We start from the raw sequence: 13923 nt of genomic DNA, 5'->3' as shown, positions 1-13923 counted from the left end.
TCTTCAGTAGGCGGCGTCAGCGGCTGGCTGACACCGCCATCGGGGCGCGAATGGCGGTGACGATCTGGCGAGCCAGCGCCTGGCCGACGCAGAGGTAGCCGAGATCGTTGTGATGCAGGCCATCGGAGGCGGTGAACAGGCCGGGCTTGTCGCCTTCCTCCGACCAGCTATCCATCAGGTGGCTGCGCGAGAACAGGTTTACGCCGGTTTCCTCGGCCACATGGGCGAGCGAGTCCTCCAGGATAATGTGGTCGGTGGCGGCGAGCAGCTTTGGCGAGCGCTGATTGTCCATCAGCACCACGTCGATCCCGGCCTTGATCAGGCGCGTGACGCCTTGCTTTACCATGGTGTGGAACTCGATCGGGTTAGCGTAGCGCATGGCGCCGTTGGCACCGACCTGCCAGATCACCAGTTGCGGATGTATCGCGATGGCGTCGGTGTCGAGTCGGGTCAGCTCCTCAGGCGCGTCCTGGCCGCCGATGCCGCGATTGATGACGGCGAGATGGGCAGTCGGGAGCGCCTTGGTGATCGCGAGCTGGAGCACCGCCGGGTAGGTGTGCGCGCTGTCGGACGCCATCGCGCCCGCGGTGGAGGAGGAGCCGAGGGCGACGATCAGCCCCTCGGTTCGGGTGGCGACGGCTTCCTGGAGGTGCGGCAGGCGCAGCGGCGGCATTTCCGGGTCGGCGGGACAGGTGGTGCCAGCCTTGGCGATGGGGGAAAGCAGGCCGAGGGCGCAGCAGAGCATCGTGGCCCGCGTCCGGCGGCCCCGAACAAACGAAATCCAGCGGTTTTTCATGGTCGATTGATGGCGGAAAGCCGTCCCGATGTCGAGGCCACGAAACGCGGCGCGGTCAGGTCCTTGCGGACTTGTTATCCTCGGCATTGCGTCGTTTGCGCGCTGCGGCGGCGTATTGGCCGCGCGGACGCACGACCTGGGAGTTCGGGCGGACGACGGTATCGTAGTAGTCGTCCCAGTCCTCGGGCGAAAGCTGGGCGAGTTCCGGCACGATCTCGTAGTTGTTGAGGGTCGCGTCCTCGTAGGCGTGGCGCGGGATCGGCTGCACCTGGAGCAGCGGGAAGTCTGGCTTGAAGTCGATCGGGACATTGGTCTTGGTCAGCCGCAGGTTGGTGATCAGCGGGCCGAACCAGCGGTCGGTTTCGACGATTCCCTCGAACGGTTCCCATCCTCCGCTGCGGGGCAGGTTGGCGGGTGCGCGGACCAGCAGGCTCCAGCCCGGGGCGGTGCGCACGACGAGGCCCATCCAGAGCTGGATCAGGCCGGGTTCCTGCAACGCGCCGAGGAACGGCGGGGAGAACTGCTTTATCTCGTCGGGGGCGATGGCGTCGAAATGGTCGCGGAAGCCGGGGAACTGGACCGCGGAATTGAGTGGGAACCAGTCGCCGGCGCCCTCGAACGTCCACATGATGTCGTGCCCGTCCCATTGCAGCGAGAAGCCGATCGGGGGGAACAGATAGTAGCCGAAGGCGGCGGCCGAGGTGGCAGCCTCGCAGTAGCGGAAGGCTCTGGTGGGAAGCGAGCCGGCGGCCGAGCGATCGGCGCGTTGCGGCATGCGCGCGGTCGGGATCATCCGGTGGAAGGTGATCAGTTTGGGCTTGGCGGCCGGGGGGGCGGCGGCGTCGGGCAGGGTCGGGCTGTTCACAACGGCACATCCTTCGGGTCTGCGAATGGACGAACAGACCGGCCCGGCAGGGTCGGTCTGTCTGAGTATCGGTCTGTCTGAGTATCGGTCTGTCTGAGTATCGGTCTGTCTGAGTATCGGTCTGTCTGAGTATCGGTCTGTCTGAGTATAGGCCAGTTTGGCAGATATTTCCCCGGCGCTTGACGCGGCTCGGCTTAGCGCGGCGTGGCGAGGGTCGGGGCGAAGCCGCCAATCCGGATCTTACCATTGTCGCTGGCAGCCAGCGTCGGAGCGAAGCCACCGAGGCGGACCTTCGCAGCGTCGGTGGTGGCGAGGGTCGGGGCGAAACCGCCGAGGCGGACCTTCGCAGCGTCGGTGGTGGCGAGGGTCGGGGCGAAACCGCCGAGGCGGACCTTCGCAGCGTCGGTGGTGGCGAGGCTCGGGGCGAAGCCGCCGATCCGGACCTTCGCGGCGTCGATGGCGGCGAGGGTCGGGGCGAAGCCGCCGAGGCGGACCTTCGCGGCGTCGGTGGTGGCGAGGGTCGGGGCGAAACCGCCCAGGCGGACCTTTGCGGCGTCGGTCGTGGCGAGGGTCGGGGCGAAACCGCCGAGGCGGACCTTTGCGGCGTCGGTCGTGGCGAGGGTCGGGGCGAAGCCGCCCAGGCGGACCTTCGCGGCGTCGGTGGTGGCGAGGGTCGGGGCGAAGCCGCCGAGACGCACCTTCGCGGCGTCGGTGGTGGCGAGGGTCGGGGCGAAGCCGCCGAGACGGACCTTCGCGGCGTCGGTGGTGGCCAGGGTCGGGGCGAAACCGCCGAGGCGGACCTTCGCAGCGTCGGTGGTGGCGAGGCTCGGGGCGAAACCGCCGAGGCGGACCTTCGCGGCGTCGGTTGTGGCGAGGGTCGGGGCGAAGCCGCCGAGACGGACCTTCGCGGCGTCGGTGGTGGCGAGGGTCGGGGCGAAACCGCCCAGGCGGACCTTTGCGGCGTCGGTCGTGGCGAGGGTCGGGGCGAAACCGCCGAGGCGGACCTTTGCGGCGTCGGTCGTGGCGAGGGTCGGGGCGAAACCGCCCAGGCGGACCTTCGCGGCGTCGGTGGTGGCGAGGGTCGGGGCGGAGCCGCCGAGACGGACCTTCGCGGCGTCGATGGCGGCGAGGGTCGGGGCGAAACCGCCTAGGCGGACCTTCGCGGCATCGGTCGTGGCGAGGGTCGGGGCGAAGCCGCCGAGACGGACCTTCGCGGCGTCGATGGTGGCGAGGGTCGGGGCGAAACCGCCCAGGCGGACCTTCGCGGCATCGGTGGTGGCGAGGGTCGGGGCGAAGCCGCCGAGGCGGACCTTCGCGGCGTCGGTGGTGGCGAGGGTCGGGGCGAAACCGCCCAGGCGGACCTTTGCGGCGTCGGTCGTGGCGAGGGTCGGGGCGAAACCGCCGAGGCGGACCTTCGCAGCGTCGGTCGTGGCCAGGGTCGGGGCGAAACCGCCGAGACGGACCTTCGCGGCGTCGGTGGTGGCGAGGGTCGGGGCGAAGCCGCCCAGGCGGACCTTCGCGGCGTCAGCGGTGGCGAGGGTCGGGGCGAAACCGCCCAGGCGGACCTTCGCGGCGTCAGCGGTGGCGAGGGTCGGGGCGAAACCGCCCAGGCGGACCTTCGCGGCGTCAGCGGTGGCGAGGGTCGGGGCGAAGCCGCCGAGACGGACCTTCGCGGCGTCGATGGTGGCGAGGGTCGGGGCGAAGCCGCCGAGACGGACCTTCGCGGCGTCGGTGGTGGCGAGGGTCGGGGCGAAACCGCCCAGGCGGACCTTCGCGGCGTCAGCGGTGGCGAGGGTCGGGGCGAAGCCACCGATCCGGACCTTGGAGGTGTCGGAAACCAGGGCGGAGGAGAAGGTGAAAACGGACATTGGCGTGATCCTTCTGTGACAGTCTCTGAAACCGTTGGATCGCTGAGCGAGGTATTTGCGATCCGTTGATGGAGACGTTTTCGCAGAACGAGAATTTATTATCGTTTTTTTGACGTTATCTTAACGTCAAATCGTCGGTGCCTGGGTTAAATGACGAAATATACGCTGGCGTGGATCATGGCTGTCGCACGGCTGACCTCGCTGACCGAGCGGCTAGATTCTGCGATTTGTGTCTCGGGAGTAATTGAATTCATTAATGAGATGGGCCAGCCGAGGAGCCGCTCGGTTCATGGCGCAAAAACAAAACCGGCCGCTGAAACAGCGACCGGTTTGCAGAAATGACGAGACTGAAAAGCGTTAATTCAGGCCGCGGTGCCTCCGATCGTCAGGCCGGAAATTTTTAGCGTCGGCTGGCCGACACCCACCGGAACCCCTTGCCCATTCTTGCCGCAGGTGCCGATTCCCGGATCGAGCGCCATATCGTTGCCGATCATCTGCACCTTGGTGAGCGCATCCGGTCCATTGCCGATCAGCGTGGCACCTTTGACCGGTGCGGTGACCTTGCCATCCTCGATCATGTAGGCCTCGCTGGCCGAGAACACGAATTTGCCCGACGTGATGTCGACCTGCCCACCGCCGAAATTGACCGCGTAGAGGCCGCGCTTGACCGATGCGACCATCTCATCCGGGGCGTGCGACCCGCTGAGCATGATGGTGTTGGTCATGCGCGGCATCGGCGAATGGGCGTGCGACTGACGCCGGCCATTGCCGGTCGCCGGCATGCCCATCAGCCGGGCGTTCAACCGGTCCTGCAGGTATCCGACCAGAACACCATCCTCGATCAGTACCGTGCGGGACGTCGGCGTGCCCTCGTCGTCCACCGTCAGACTGCCGCGTCGATCCGGCATGGTGCCGTCATCGACCACGGTGACGCCGGGGGAGGCGATCCGCTTGCCCATCAGGTCGGCGAAGGCCGAGGTTTTCTTGCGATTGAAATCGCCTTCCAGGCCGTGCCCGATGGCCTCGTGCAGCAGGATGCCGGGCCAACCGGGGCCGAGCACCACGGGCATTTCGCCGGCTGGTGCCGAACGGCTGTCGAGGTTGACCAGCGCCTGGCGCAACGCCTCATCCACCGCGCCGCGCCAGGTGCTTTCCTGGGTGACAAAGTCGTAGGCGAAGCGGCCGCCGGTGCCGTGACTGCCGGTCTCCCGGCGGCCGGCCTGCTCCACCACCAGGGAGACGTTGAGCCGCACCAGCGGACGCAGGTCGGCGACCCGAGTGCCATCGGGGCGCATGATCTGCACCGCCTGCCACTCACCGCTAATCGAGGCCATCACCTGCTTGACCCGCGGGTCCTTGCCGCGCGCATAGGCATCGATCTCGCCCAGCAACGAGGTGCGGGCCGAGAAGTCCATCAGCCGCAGCGGGCTGGCGTCCGAATACAGCCGGGAATTGGTTGCCCGCGGCGGTTCGGCGGAAACCCCGGAATGGCCGGCATTGACCGCCGAGACGGTGGCCGCGGCTCGGCGCAGCGCGGCTTCCGAGATCTCGCCGGAATGGGCGTAGCCGGTGGCCTCGCCGGCGACGGCGCGCAGGCCGAAGCCCAGGCCGGAGTCGAAGTTGGCCGAGCGGATGTTGCCGTCATCGAGGCTGATCGATTCGCTTTCGCGGTATTCCAGGAACAATTCGCCGTCGTCGCTGCCGCGCAACGCCTGGTCCACGATCTGGGCGGCGGCGGCCTGGTCAAGTGCGGCGTCGGCACGCTGGAAGAACAGCTTGTCGGTGGCGGCAATGGCGGTCATGCGGGTGATCCTTCAAAACCTGTGCTGTTGAGATGGTATGTCGGACCGGTTTCAACCACCAGGGCGGGCGGCTGGATTCCGCCGGGGGCCGGATGGTCGTGCGGTCAGGCGGCGGGCCGGTCTGCGGCGGGCAGGTCGGCGGCGCGCGAGGGCTCGATGCGGCGGCGCGGGGTATGACGCAGTCGGTGCACGACAATCAGTAGCACGGTCAGCAGCACGACGGCGCCAAGCTGGTGCAGTACCGCGACCGGAACCGGGACCGCCAGCAGCAAAGTGGTGACGCCGAGAAGATACTGGGCGATCACTGCGCCCGCCAGGCAGGCGCAGAGCTTTCGCGACAGCTTGGCGCGCCAGGAGAAAATGGCGGTCGTAGTGACAAGGATCAGCGTCAGCGTGGCCAGCAGGCGGTGATCGAACTGCACCGCGGCGATGTTCTGGGTCAGGTTGCGCAGCAGCGGGTGCAGCGCCGCGTAGCCCTGCGGCACCAAGTGGCCATCCATCAGCGGGAAGGTGTTGTAGGTCAGTCCGGCGTGCAGGCCGGCGGTAAATCCGCCCGCCACGATGGTCAGGGCCAGCAGCGCCAGGGCGGTGGACGCGAGCACCTGCAGCCGGGGCTGCGCCGCCGGGCGATCGCGCCATGGATGCAGCGCGGACAGTCCGGTCCAGACGATGGCGGCGTAAAGTATCAGGGCGAGTGCCAGATGGACCACCAGGCGGCCCGGCGAGACCGCGGTCGAGTCGGGCAGGAAGCCGGATGCGACCATGAACCATCCGACCGCGCCTTGCAGTCCGCCGAGCAGGAACAGCAGGCCTAAACGGGGCATCAGGCGACGCTCGATCCGCGCGGTGACCCAGAGCCAAAGCATCGGCAGCAGGAACACCACGCCGATCAAGCGGCCCCATAGACGATGGGTCCACTCGAGCCAGAAGATCTGTTTGAAACCGGCGAGGCCGAAGCCCTGGTTCACCAGGGCGTATTGCGGGATTTTCTGATACAGCGCGAACAGCCGGTGCCACTCCGCGTTGCTGGTCGGCGGCAGCGCGCCCATCAGCGGCGCCCACTCCATGATCGAGAGGCCGGAACCGGTCAGTCGGGTGATGCCTCCGAGCAGGATCATGACCATGATCATCGCGGCGACGGTGAACAGCCAGATGGCGACCAGCCGGCGGCTGTTTCGCGTGGCGGCGCGATCGCTGCGTGCGGCGGCGGGGTAATCGTGCACGTCGAAGGGCATCCACCTTCTATAGGGTGGGCCGGGCGGTTACAAAAGCGCTTTGGGTGGTTTTGTCATGCTTGGTCCAGGTCGGCTTGGTGCAGGTCGGCTTGGCACAGGCCAGCTTGGCGCAGATCGGCTTGGCACAGGCCGGCCTTGTGCAGGCCGGCTCTTGGTGCAGGCCGGCTCTTGGTGCAGGCCGGCTCGATGCAGGCCGGCTCGATGCAGGCCGGCTTGATGCAGGCCGGCTTGATGCAGGCCGGCTTGGACCAGGCCGCCTTGGTCCAGGTCGGCTTGGTGCAGGCCGCGACTGCATCGGTGTCGAACGCCGAATGGCCGGCGTCGGCGGTGGCCGGGGCCGACCATCCCGGGGCCGGGCCCGACCGTGGTCGCTAATGCAGGCGCAGCAGAGCGTTGGCGTGTGCCACGGTGGGCGGCTTGACCAGGCTTGCGGATGCCACCCGGACCGAGTGCAGGCTGCCCTCGATCTCGCGCATCCAGAAATCGAGGAATTTGTGCAGCACCGGATAGCGCGGAGCGATGTCGAGATCCTGCCAGATGAAGGTCTGCAGCAGGTTCGGGTGGTCCGGCAGGTGGTAGAGGATTTCCGCGGTGGTCAGGCGATAGTCTTGCAACTGCCGAACAAGGGTCATGGGTTTCCAGCTTTCCTACCAAGCGCGCTGTCGCCGGCGAGCGTCGCAACGTGACGAGCCATGCAGATTACCGGATGATGTCTCAACGGCGGCGGAACATGCAACTGGAAGCACAGCAAATTCAACTGCTTAGCACTCCATACGCGAGAGTGCTGCTAGTGCTTGACTTGCGGGCCGGGTGGGGCTAGATCGCTGGCACTCCCGGACCGGGAGTGCTAACAATCTAACGCGGCGCTCATCGGAGGCCGTGGTTCGGTTGTGGCGATCCGTTCAATCACTGCCGTTCAATCACTGATCGAGAACGAACTCAGGAGCGTCATAAAATGAGTTTCCGTCCCCTGCATGACCGGGTCGTGGTCCGGCGTCTGACCGCCGAGGAAAAGACCGCCGGTGGAATTATAATCCCCGACACGGCGAAGGAAAAGCCGATGGAAGGCGAGATCATCGCGGTTGGCCCCGGCGCGCGCAATGAAGCCGGGCAACTGGTGACCCTGGACGTCAAGGCCGGCGACAAGATCCTGTTCGGCAAGTGGTCCGGCACCGAGGTGAAGCTGGATGGTGAGGAGCTTCTGATCATGAAGGAGTCCGACATCATGGGCATCATCACCGAGACCGCCAGCAAGCGGAAGGCCGCGTAATCCGGCGGCTTTGATGCGGCGGCTGGGACGATCGAAGACAGATAGACAAGGGAATACGAACAATGGCTGCAAAGGACGTTCGCTTCGGCAGCGAGGCCCGTCAGCGCATGCTGCGTGGCGTCGATATCCTGGCCGACGCGGTCAAGGTCACGCTGGGCCCGAAGGGTCGCAACGTGGTGCTGGACAAGAGCTTCGGCGCGCCGCGGATCACCAAGGACGGCGTGACCGTCGCCAAGGAGATCGAGCTGGCCGACAAGTTCGAGAACATGGGCGCGCAGATGGTGCGCGAGGTGGCCAGCAAGACTAACGACATCGCCGGTGACGGCACCACCACCGCAACGGTGCTGGCGCAGTCGATCGTGCGTGAAGGGTCCAAAGCGGTGGCCGCCGGGATGAACCCGATGGACCTGAAGCGCGGCATCGACAAGGCGGTCGCCGCGGTGGTCGAGGAGCTGAAGAAGCGCACCCGCAAGATCACCACTCCGGCGGAGACCGCGCAGGTCGGAACAATCTCGGCCAACGGCGAGGCCGATATCGGCAAGATGATCTCCGAGGCGATGCAGAAGGTCGGCAACGAGGGTGTGATCACCGTCGAGGAGGCTAAGGGCATCCAGACCGAACTGGACGTGGTCGAGGGGATGCAGTTCGACCGCGGCTATGTGTCTCCGTATTTCATTACCAATGCGGAGAAGATGATCGCCGACATGGATCAGCCGTATATCCTGATCCACGAGAAGAAGCTGTCCGGGTTGCAGCCGATGCTGCCGCTGCTGGAGAGCATCGTGCAGTCCGGCCGTCCGCTGGTGATCATCGCCGAGGACGTCGAGGGCGAGGCGCTGGCGACCCTGGTGGTGAACAAGCTGCGCGGCGGATTGAAGATCGCGGCTGTGAAGGCGCCTGGCTTCGGTGATCGCCGCAAGGCGATGCTGGAGGACATTGCGATCCTGACCGGCGGCACGGTGATCAGCGAAGACCTCGGCATCAAGCTGGAGAACGTGAAGCTGGCCGATCTCGGCAAGGCGAAGAAGATCCTGATCGAGAAGGAAAACACCACGATCGTCGAGGGTGGCGGCAAGAAGGCCGACATCCAGGGCCGTTGCGGGCAGATCCGGGCGCAGATCGAGGAGACCACCTCGGACTACGACCGCGAGAAGCTACAGGAGCGGCTGGCCAAGCTGGCCGGCGGCGTGGCGGTGATCCGCGTCGGCGGCAGCACCGAGGTCGAGGTGAAGGAGCGCAAGGACCGGGTTGACGACAGCCTGCATGCGACTCGGGCGGCGGTCGAGGAAGGCATCGTTCCGGGCGGCGGGGTTGCGCTGGCTCGGGCATCCTTGGTGCTGGGCAAGATCAAGGCCGACAACGACGACCAGCGCTTCGGGATCGAGATCGTGCGCAAGGCGATCCAGACTCCGCTGCGCCAGATTGCCGAGAACGCCGGTGAAGACGGCGCGGTGATCGCCGGCAAGACGCTGGAGAAGGACGAGTACAATTTCGGCTTCGACGCGCAGACCGGCGAGTTCAAGGATCTGGTGAAGGCCGGCATCATCGACCCGACCAAGGTGGTGCGCACGGCGTTGCAGGATGCCGCGTCGGTGGCGGGCCTGCTGGTGACGACCGAGGCGATGGTGGCCGAGAAGCCGGAGAAGAAGGGTCCTGCGATGCCGCCGGGTGGTGGTGGCGGAATGGGCGGCATGGGCGGCATGGGCGATATGGATTTCTAGTCCGGATCGTTCGGCAAGCTAGGCGACGCGGGCCGCACCTGGGAGGGTGCGGCCCGTTTCTTTCGCCAACATCGGACTGCAACGCGACAAACCGAACCAGGTCGCCGGGTGGTAAGATGATGGCGGTCCGGGGCGTGGCGGGCGCGGATTACTTGCGAGCAGATGGGGCAACCCGATCGGCCACGACCGTCGCCGATCAATTGACCGGATCGATGCGCTTTCCGTTTGTCCGGTCAAAGATATGAACGTGTTCCCGCTGGACAGAAACCGAGATCGTTTCGGTTGGTCCGACGACGCCGGGAACGCTCACGATGATCGTTTCGCTGTTATCAGCCAACATCCGGCCATGCACCAGGGTCGCCGAACCAAGCGGCTCAATCAGATTGACCGTAAGCGCCAAGTCGCCACCACCCAGCGTCAGGTGTTCGGGGCGAATGCCCAGGGTGACGGCATCACCGGGGCGACGGCCTTGCAGCGGGATCAGCGGACCGGCGTCGAGCTGCGCCGCGGTGCCGTCGTGGACCAGTCGCGCGGGGAGAAAATTCATTGTCGGTGATCCGACGAAACCGGCGACGTAGGTATCGGCGGGACGCTCGAACACCTGCATCGGGGTGGCCAGTTGTGCTGGCGTGCCCTGATGCAGGATCAGCAGCCGGTCACCCAGCGTCATGGCTTCGACCTGGTCATGCGTGACGTAGAGGCTGGTCACGCCCAGGCGGCGTTGCAGGCGGCGGATTTCGGCGCGCATCTGCACCCGCAGCTTGGCATCCAGGTTGGACAGCGGTTCGTCGAACAGGAACAGTTTGGGATCACGCACGATGGCTCGTCCCATTGCCACGCGCTGGCGCTGGCCGCCGGACAGTTGCCTCGGCTTGCGCGTCAGCAGGCCGTCCAGCCCGAGCAGAAGGGCTGCTTCCTCGACCTTGCGGGTGATCTCGCCGCGTGACAGGCCGCGGATGCGCAAGCCGTACGCCATGTTGTCGAACACCGACATATGTGGATACAGCGCGTAGTTCTGGAACACCATGGCGATGTCGCGTTTGGAGGGATCCAATGCGGTGACGTCGCGTCCGCCGATGGTGATGCGGCCGCGGGTCGGAGTTTCCAGTCCAGCCACCAGTCGCAGCAGTGTCGACTTGCCACAGCCGGAGGCGCCGACGATCACCAGCATCTCGCGGTCATGCAACGACAGGTCAATCTGGCGCAGCACTTCGGTCGCGCCGAAACTCTTGCTCACGGCTTGCAGGTCGAGCGTCGCCATCTACTTCTCGCCCTCGGTCAGGCCGGCAACGAACCAGCGCTGCATCAGGACGACGACCAGCACCGGCGGCAGCAGCGCCAGCACCGTGGTCGCCATCACCGCGCTCCAATCGGTTTCGGTTTCCTGGCCGATCATCTTGACGATGCCGATGACGATGGTATCCAGGCCCTGACTGGTGGCGACCAGCAACGGCCACAGGTACTGGTTCCAGCCGTAGACGAACAGGATGACGAACAGCGCGGCGATGTTGGCACCGGAGACCGGCAGCACGATGTCGCGCAGGAAACGCAGCGGGCCGGCACCGTCGATGCGGGCGGCCTCCACCAGTTCGTCGGGGATCGCGGTGAACACCTGGCGGAACAGCAACGTCGCGGTGGCCGAGGCGATCAGCGGCACCCAGAGGCCGGTGAAGGTGTTGATCAGGCCGAAATCGGCCATCACGGTGTAGGTCGGGATGATCCGCACCTCGACCGGAAGCATCAGGGTGACGAAGATCAGCCAGAAGGCCACCTGGCGGAACGGGAAGCGGAAGAACACGACGGCGTAAGCGGACAGGATCGAGATGACGATCTTGCCGAACGCGATGGCCAGCGCCATGCCGAGTGAGATCAGCAGCATGTGCCAGACCGGCTGGCTGCCCATGGTGCGGGTTGTCAATACGCGGGTATAGGCGGACCAGTTGGTGAAATGCGGCAGCAGCGAAAGCTCGCCGCGCATGATCGCGTTGGAGTCCTGGGTGGACCCGGCGAATACTAGCCAAACCGGCAGGGCGAATAGCAACACGCCCAGGATCAGGATGGCGTGCGCCAGGTAGTCGGGACGCCGGCTCATATGGCGGCCGCCGCGCCGGTCCCGCGGCCCATGAAGCGGAACTGCACGGCGGTAACCGCGATCACGCCCAGCATCAGCACGACGGATTGGGCCGACGATGACCCGATGTCCTGGTTGATGACGCCGTCGCGGAACACCTTGATGACCAAGGTTTCGGTATCCTTGCCTGGGCCACCCTGGGTCAGCGCATAGATGGTGCCGAAGGTATCGAACGCGGCGTAGACGATGTTCACCACCAGCAGGAAGAACGTGGTCGGCGCCAGCAATGGAAACGTAATGGTGCGGAACCTGTGCCACCCACTGGCGCCATCGATCCTGGCCGCCTCGGTGACCGTTCGGGGGATGGACTGCAAGCCGGCGAGGAAGAAGATGAAGTTGTAGCTGACCTGTTTCCAGGCGCTGGCCGACAGGATCATCAGCATCGCCTGGCCGCCGTTCAGCGTGTAGTCCCAGGCGATGCCGTGATGATTCAGCCAGCGGCCGAGCAGACCGACCCGCGGATTGAGCATGAACAGGAACAGCACCGCCGACATCGCCGGTGCCACCGCGTAGGGCCAGATCAGCAAGGTGCGGTAGATTCCCTTGCCGGCGATCGATCGATCGGCGAACATTGCGAGCAACAGCGCGACAGCCATCGCCAGCAGGCTGACGATGAGGCAGAACAGCACGGTGCGAACGATGGATGCCAGGTAGAGCGGGTCGGTGAATAGGTCGATGAAGTTGGCCGCTCCGGCAAACACCCAACCCTGGCCGAAGGCATCCTGGGTGATCATGCTGGACCACACCGCCTCGCCGGCTGGCCAATAGAAGAAGAAGATCGTCAGCAGAAGTTGCGGCAACAGCAGAAGCGCCGGCAGAAGGCGTCCGTCGAATACTGTGCGGCGGTCCATGTCGGGATCAGGCCTTGGCGGACCTGGCGAACTCCTTCAACACCTTGTTGCCGCGCGCCACGGCGACGTCCATGGCTTGTTGCGCGGTTTGCCCGCCCTGCAGCGCCTTTTCCAGTTCCTCTTCGATGATGTTGCGGATCTCCGGCAGGCGTCCGAGCCGCAGGCCCCTGGTGTTCGGCGTCACCGTGCCGCGGGCGAGTTGTTCCACCGGGATGTCGGCACCGATGTTCTTGCCGAAGAAGCCCTGCTGCTTCAGCAGGTCATAGCCGGCGAAGGTCACCGGCACGTAGCCGGTGTTCTTGGCCCAGGTGGCATCCACGTCGGGCTTGCCGATATATTGCAGGAACTGCGCCACGGCCTTGTACTCGTCCGGCCGGCGATCCGGTGCGGTCATCGTCCACAGGCTGGCGCCGCCGATGATCGAGTTCTTCGGCGTCTTGATGATCTCCGGATCGTAGGGCAGATAGGCTTCGGCCCAGTCGAATTTCGCCGACTTCACCAGATTGCCGCGCGACGACGACGACCCGAAGGAGATTGCCGCCTCACCGGAGACGATCAGCGGATCGGGGGCGCCGTCACGGCCCTGGTATTTGAAGCTGCCGTCGTTCGACATCCGCAGCAGGCGATCGATATGCTTGACATGGGCGGGGCTGTTGAACACCAGTTCGGCATCCATGCCATCGAACCCGTCGGACTTGGTGGCGAACGGCAGGTTGTGCAGGGCGCTGTATTGTTCCAGTTGCACCCATACCGGCCAGGACGTGGTCATCGCGATCGGCGCGGCCTGCTTGGCCTTGATCGCCTCGGCGGCGGCGCGCACCTGTTGCCAGGTTACCGGCGCCGTGTCGGGGTCCAGGCCGGCCTTGCGGAACGCGTCCTTGTTGTACCACATCACGGCGGTGGACGAGTTGAACGGCATCGACGCCAGCCGCCCGTCGGCCAGGCTGTAGTAGCCGCGCACCGCGGGGATGTAGGATTTCGGGTCGATCGTCAGCGCGGTTTCCTGCAGTAATTGCCAGACCGGCTTCACCGCCTTGCCGGCGGCCAGCATGGTGCCGGTGCCGACCTCGAACACCTGCGCCAAATGCGGCGCCTGGCCGGCGCGGGACGCGGCGACGGTCGCATTTAGAGTGTCGGCGTAGCCGCCCTTGTAGACCGCTTGTAGCTCCACGGCGCCCTGGCTGACGTTGAAGCCGTCGGCGATGCGGGCGACCTCGTCGGCCAACGCGGCGGTCATCGAATGCCACCATACGATCCTGACCTTGTCCGCCGCGTGGGCTCGGCCGACGGCGAGGGCAGCAGGGGCGGCTAGCAGCGTACGGCGCTTCATCGACGGTTCCTCATTTGGATTCTTCACAGCCGTTAGCGATGCCGTGTTGCGTCC

General features: G+C 65.8%; 14 protein-coding genes. 4 read left to right on the top strand and 10 right to left on the bottom strand.

The features are described 5' to 3' along the window. Nucleotides 1-16 precede the first annotated feature (16 nt). The 3 genes from ACQY4T_RS10385 to ACQY4T_RS10375 form a co-directional block, all read right to left on the bottom strand. A complete protein-coding gene (locus ACQY4T_RS10385) occupies nt 17-745 on the bottom strand; it encodes an SGNH/GDSL hydrolase family protein (protein WP_428541157.1) in 729 nt (242 codons plus the stop codon). A gap of 106 nt (nt 746-851) precedes the next feature. Continuing rightward, entirely contained in the window at nt 852-1661 is an 810-nt protein-coding gene (locus tag ACQY4T_RS10380) for a DUF6065 family protein (protein ID WP_428541154.1), read from the bottom strand. Nucleotides 1662-1855: 194 nt separating this feature from the next. Further along, on the bottom strand, nt 1856-3529 hold the full coding sequence (locus ACQY4T_RS10375; RefSeq protein ID WP_428541151.1) for a hypothetical protein: 1674 nt from the start codon (nt 3527-3529) through the stop codon (nt 1856-1858). Nucleotides 3530-3679: 150 nt separating this feature from the next. On the opposite strand from ACQY4T_RS10375, the gene ACQY4T_RS10370 reads away from it, so the two are divergent. Continuing rightward, nucleotides 3680-3871: a hypothetical protein gene (locus ACQY4T_RS10370; RefSeq protein ID WP_428541148.1), complete on the top strand. Its 192-nt coding sequence runs from the start codon at nt 3680-3682 to the stop codon at nt 3869-3871. A gap of 20 nt (nt 3872-3891) precedes the next feature. Here the strand turns inward: ACQY4T_RS10370 and tldD are convergent, their stop codons facing one another. Further along, a complete protein-coding gene (gene tldD / locus ACQY4T_RS10365) occupies nt 3892-5331 on the bottom strand; it encodes a metalloprotease TldD (protein ID WP_428541145.1) in 1440 nt (479 codons plus the stop codon). A 104-nt stretch (nt 5332-5435) separates the two neighbouring features. Then, on the bottom strand, nt 5436-6566 hold the full coding sequence (locus ACQY4T_RS10360) for a COX15/CtaA family protein (protein WP_428541142.1): 1131 nt from the start codon (nt 6564-6566) through the stop codon (nt 5436-5438). A 171-nt stretch (nt 6567-6737) separates the two neighbouring features. Here ACQY4T_RS10360 and ACQY4T_RS10355 point away from each other — a divergent pair, with 171 nt between their 5' ends. Further along, on the top strand, nt 6738-6941 hold the full coding sequence (locus ACQY4T_RS10355; protein WP_428541139.1) for a hypothetical protein: 204 nt from the start codon (nt 6738-6740) through the stop codon (nt 6939-6941). Here the strand turns inward: ACQY4T_RS10355 and ACQY4T_RS10350 are convergent. Beyond that, nucleotides 6938-7198, bottom strand: a complete 261-nt coding sequence (locus tag ACQY4T_RS10350; protein ID WP_428541137.1) for an usg protein — start codon at nt 7196-7198, stop codon at nt 6938-6940. The genes ACQY4T_RS10355 and ACQY4T_RS10350 overlap by 4 nt on opposite strands. Before the next feature lie 323 nt (nt 7199-7521). On the opposite strand from ACQY4T_RS10350, the gene groES reads away from it, so the two are divergent. Together groES and groL are read left to right on the top strand one after the other, a co-directional pair. Further along, nucleotides 7522-7836 carry a co-chaperone GroES gene (gene groES, locus ACQY4T_RS10345; protein WP_428541135.1) on the top strand — a complete coding sequence of 105 codons (315 nt, stop codon included), beginning with the start codon at nt 7522-7524 and terminating at the stop codon, nt 7834-7836. 62 nt (nt 7837-7898) lie between these two features. After that, nucleotides 7899-9557: a chaperonin GroEL gene (groL, locus tag ACQY4T_RS10340; protein WP_428541132.1), complete on the top strand. Its 1659-nt coding sequence runs from the start codon at nt 7899-7901 to the stop codon at nt 9555-9557. A gap of 196 nt (nt 9558-9753) precedes the next feature. Here groL and ACQY4T_RS10335 read toward each other — a convergent pair whose 3' ends face one another. The 4 genes from ACQY4T_RS10335 to ugpB are packed head-to-tail and all read right to left on the bottom strand — an operon-like array spanning nt 9754 to nt 13869. Further along, nucleotides 9754-10818, bottom strand: coding sequence for an ABC transporter ATP-binding protein (locus tag ACQY4T_RS10335; protein WP_428541129.1), 1065 nt, complete (start codon nt 10816-10818; stop codon nt 9754-9756). Beyond that, complete coding sequence (gene ugpE / locus ACQY4T_RS10330; RefSeq protein WP_428541126.1) at nt 10819-11649, bottom strand: sn-glycerol-3-phosphate ABC transporter permease UgpE; 831 nt, start codon at nt 11647-11649, stop codon at nt 10819-10821. Further along, nucleotides 11646-12539, bottom strand: coding sequence for an ABC transporter permease subunit (locus ACQY4T_RS10325; RefSeq protein WP_428541123.1), 894 nt, complete (start codon nt 12537-12539; stop codon nt 11646-11648). The genes ugpE and ACQY4T_RS10325 overlap by 4 nt, the downstream gene beginning before the upstream one ends. Before the next feature lie 7 nt (nt 12540-12546). Beyond that, the gene (ugpB, locus tag ACQY4T_RS10320) at nt 12547-13869 is read right to left on the bottom strand and encodes a sn-glycerol-3-phosphate ABC transporter substrate-binding protein UgpB (RefSeq protein ID WP_428541120.1); all 1323 of its coding nucleotides are present in this window, start codon (nt 13867-13869) and stop codon (nt 12547-12549) included. Nucleotides 13870-13923 lie beyond the last annotated feature (54 nt).

The sequence above is a fragment of the Rhodopila sp. genome (assembly GCF_965277825.1).
Classification (GTDB): domain Bacteria; phylum Pseudomonadota; class Alphaproteobacteria; order Acetobacterales; family Acetobacteraceae; genus Rhodopila.
This window is presented reverse-complemented; position numbering and strand designations above follow the sequence as displayed.

What these genes read in the sequence shown, in the direction of transcription:
- ACQY4T_RS10385 (WP_428541157.1), bottom strand. Translation starts at nt 745, where the DNA reads ATGCTCTGCTGCGCCCTCGGCCTGCTTTCCCCCATCGCCAAGGCTGGC.
- ACQY4T_RS10375 (WP_428541151.1), bottom strand. Translation starts at nt 3,529, where the DNA reads ATGTCCGTTTTCACCTTCTCCTCCGCCCTGGTTTCCGACACCTCCAAG.
- ACQY4T_RS10370 (WP_428541148.1), top strand. Translation starts at nt 3,680, where the DNA reads ATGACGAAATATACGCTGGCGTGGATCATGGCTGTCGCACGGCTGACC.
- tldD (WP_428541145.1), bottom strand. Translation starts at nt 5,331, where the DNA reads ATGACCGCCATTGCCGCCACCGACAAGCTGTTCTTCCAGCGTGCCGAC.
- ACQY4T_RS10360 (WP_428541142.1), bottom strand. Translation starts at nt 6,566, where the DNA reads ATGCCCTTCGACGTGCACGATTACCCCGCCGCCGCACGCAGCGATCGC.
- ACQY4T_RS10350 (WP_428541137.1), bottom strand. Translation starts at nt 7,198, where the DNA reads ATGACCCTTGTTCGGCAGTTGCAAGACTATCGCCTGACCACCGCGGAA.
- groES (WP_428541135.1), top strand. Translation starts at nt 7,522, where the DNA reads ATGAGTTTCCGTCCCCTGCATGACCGGGTCGTGGTCCGGCGTCTGACC.
- groL (WP_428541132.1), top strand. Translation starts at nt 7,899, where the DNA reads ATGGCTGCAAAGGACGTTCGCTTCGGCAGCGAGGCCCGTCAGCGCATG.
- ACQY4T_RS10335 (WP_428541129.1), bottom strand. Translation starts at nt 10,818, where the DNA reads ATGGCGACGCTCGACCTGCAAGCCGTGAGCAAGAGTTTCGGCGCGACC.
- ugpE (WP_428541126.1), bottom strand. Translation starts at nt 11,649, where the DNA reads ATGAGCCGGCGTCCCGACTACCTGGCGCACGCCATCCTGATCCTGGGC.
- ACQY4T_RS10325 (WP_428541123.1), bottom strand. Translation starts at nt 12,539, where the DNA reads ATGGACCGCCGCACAGTATTCGACGGACGCCTTCTGCCGGCGCTTCTG.
- ugpB (WP_428541120.1), bottom strand. Translation starts at nt 13,869, where the DNA reads ATGAAGCGCCGTACGCTGCTAGCCGCCCCTGCTGCCCTCGCCGTCGGC.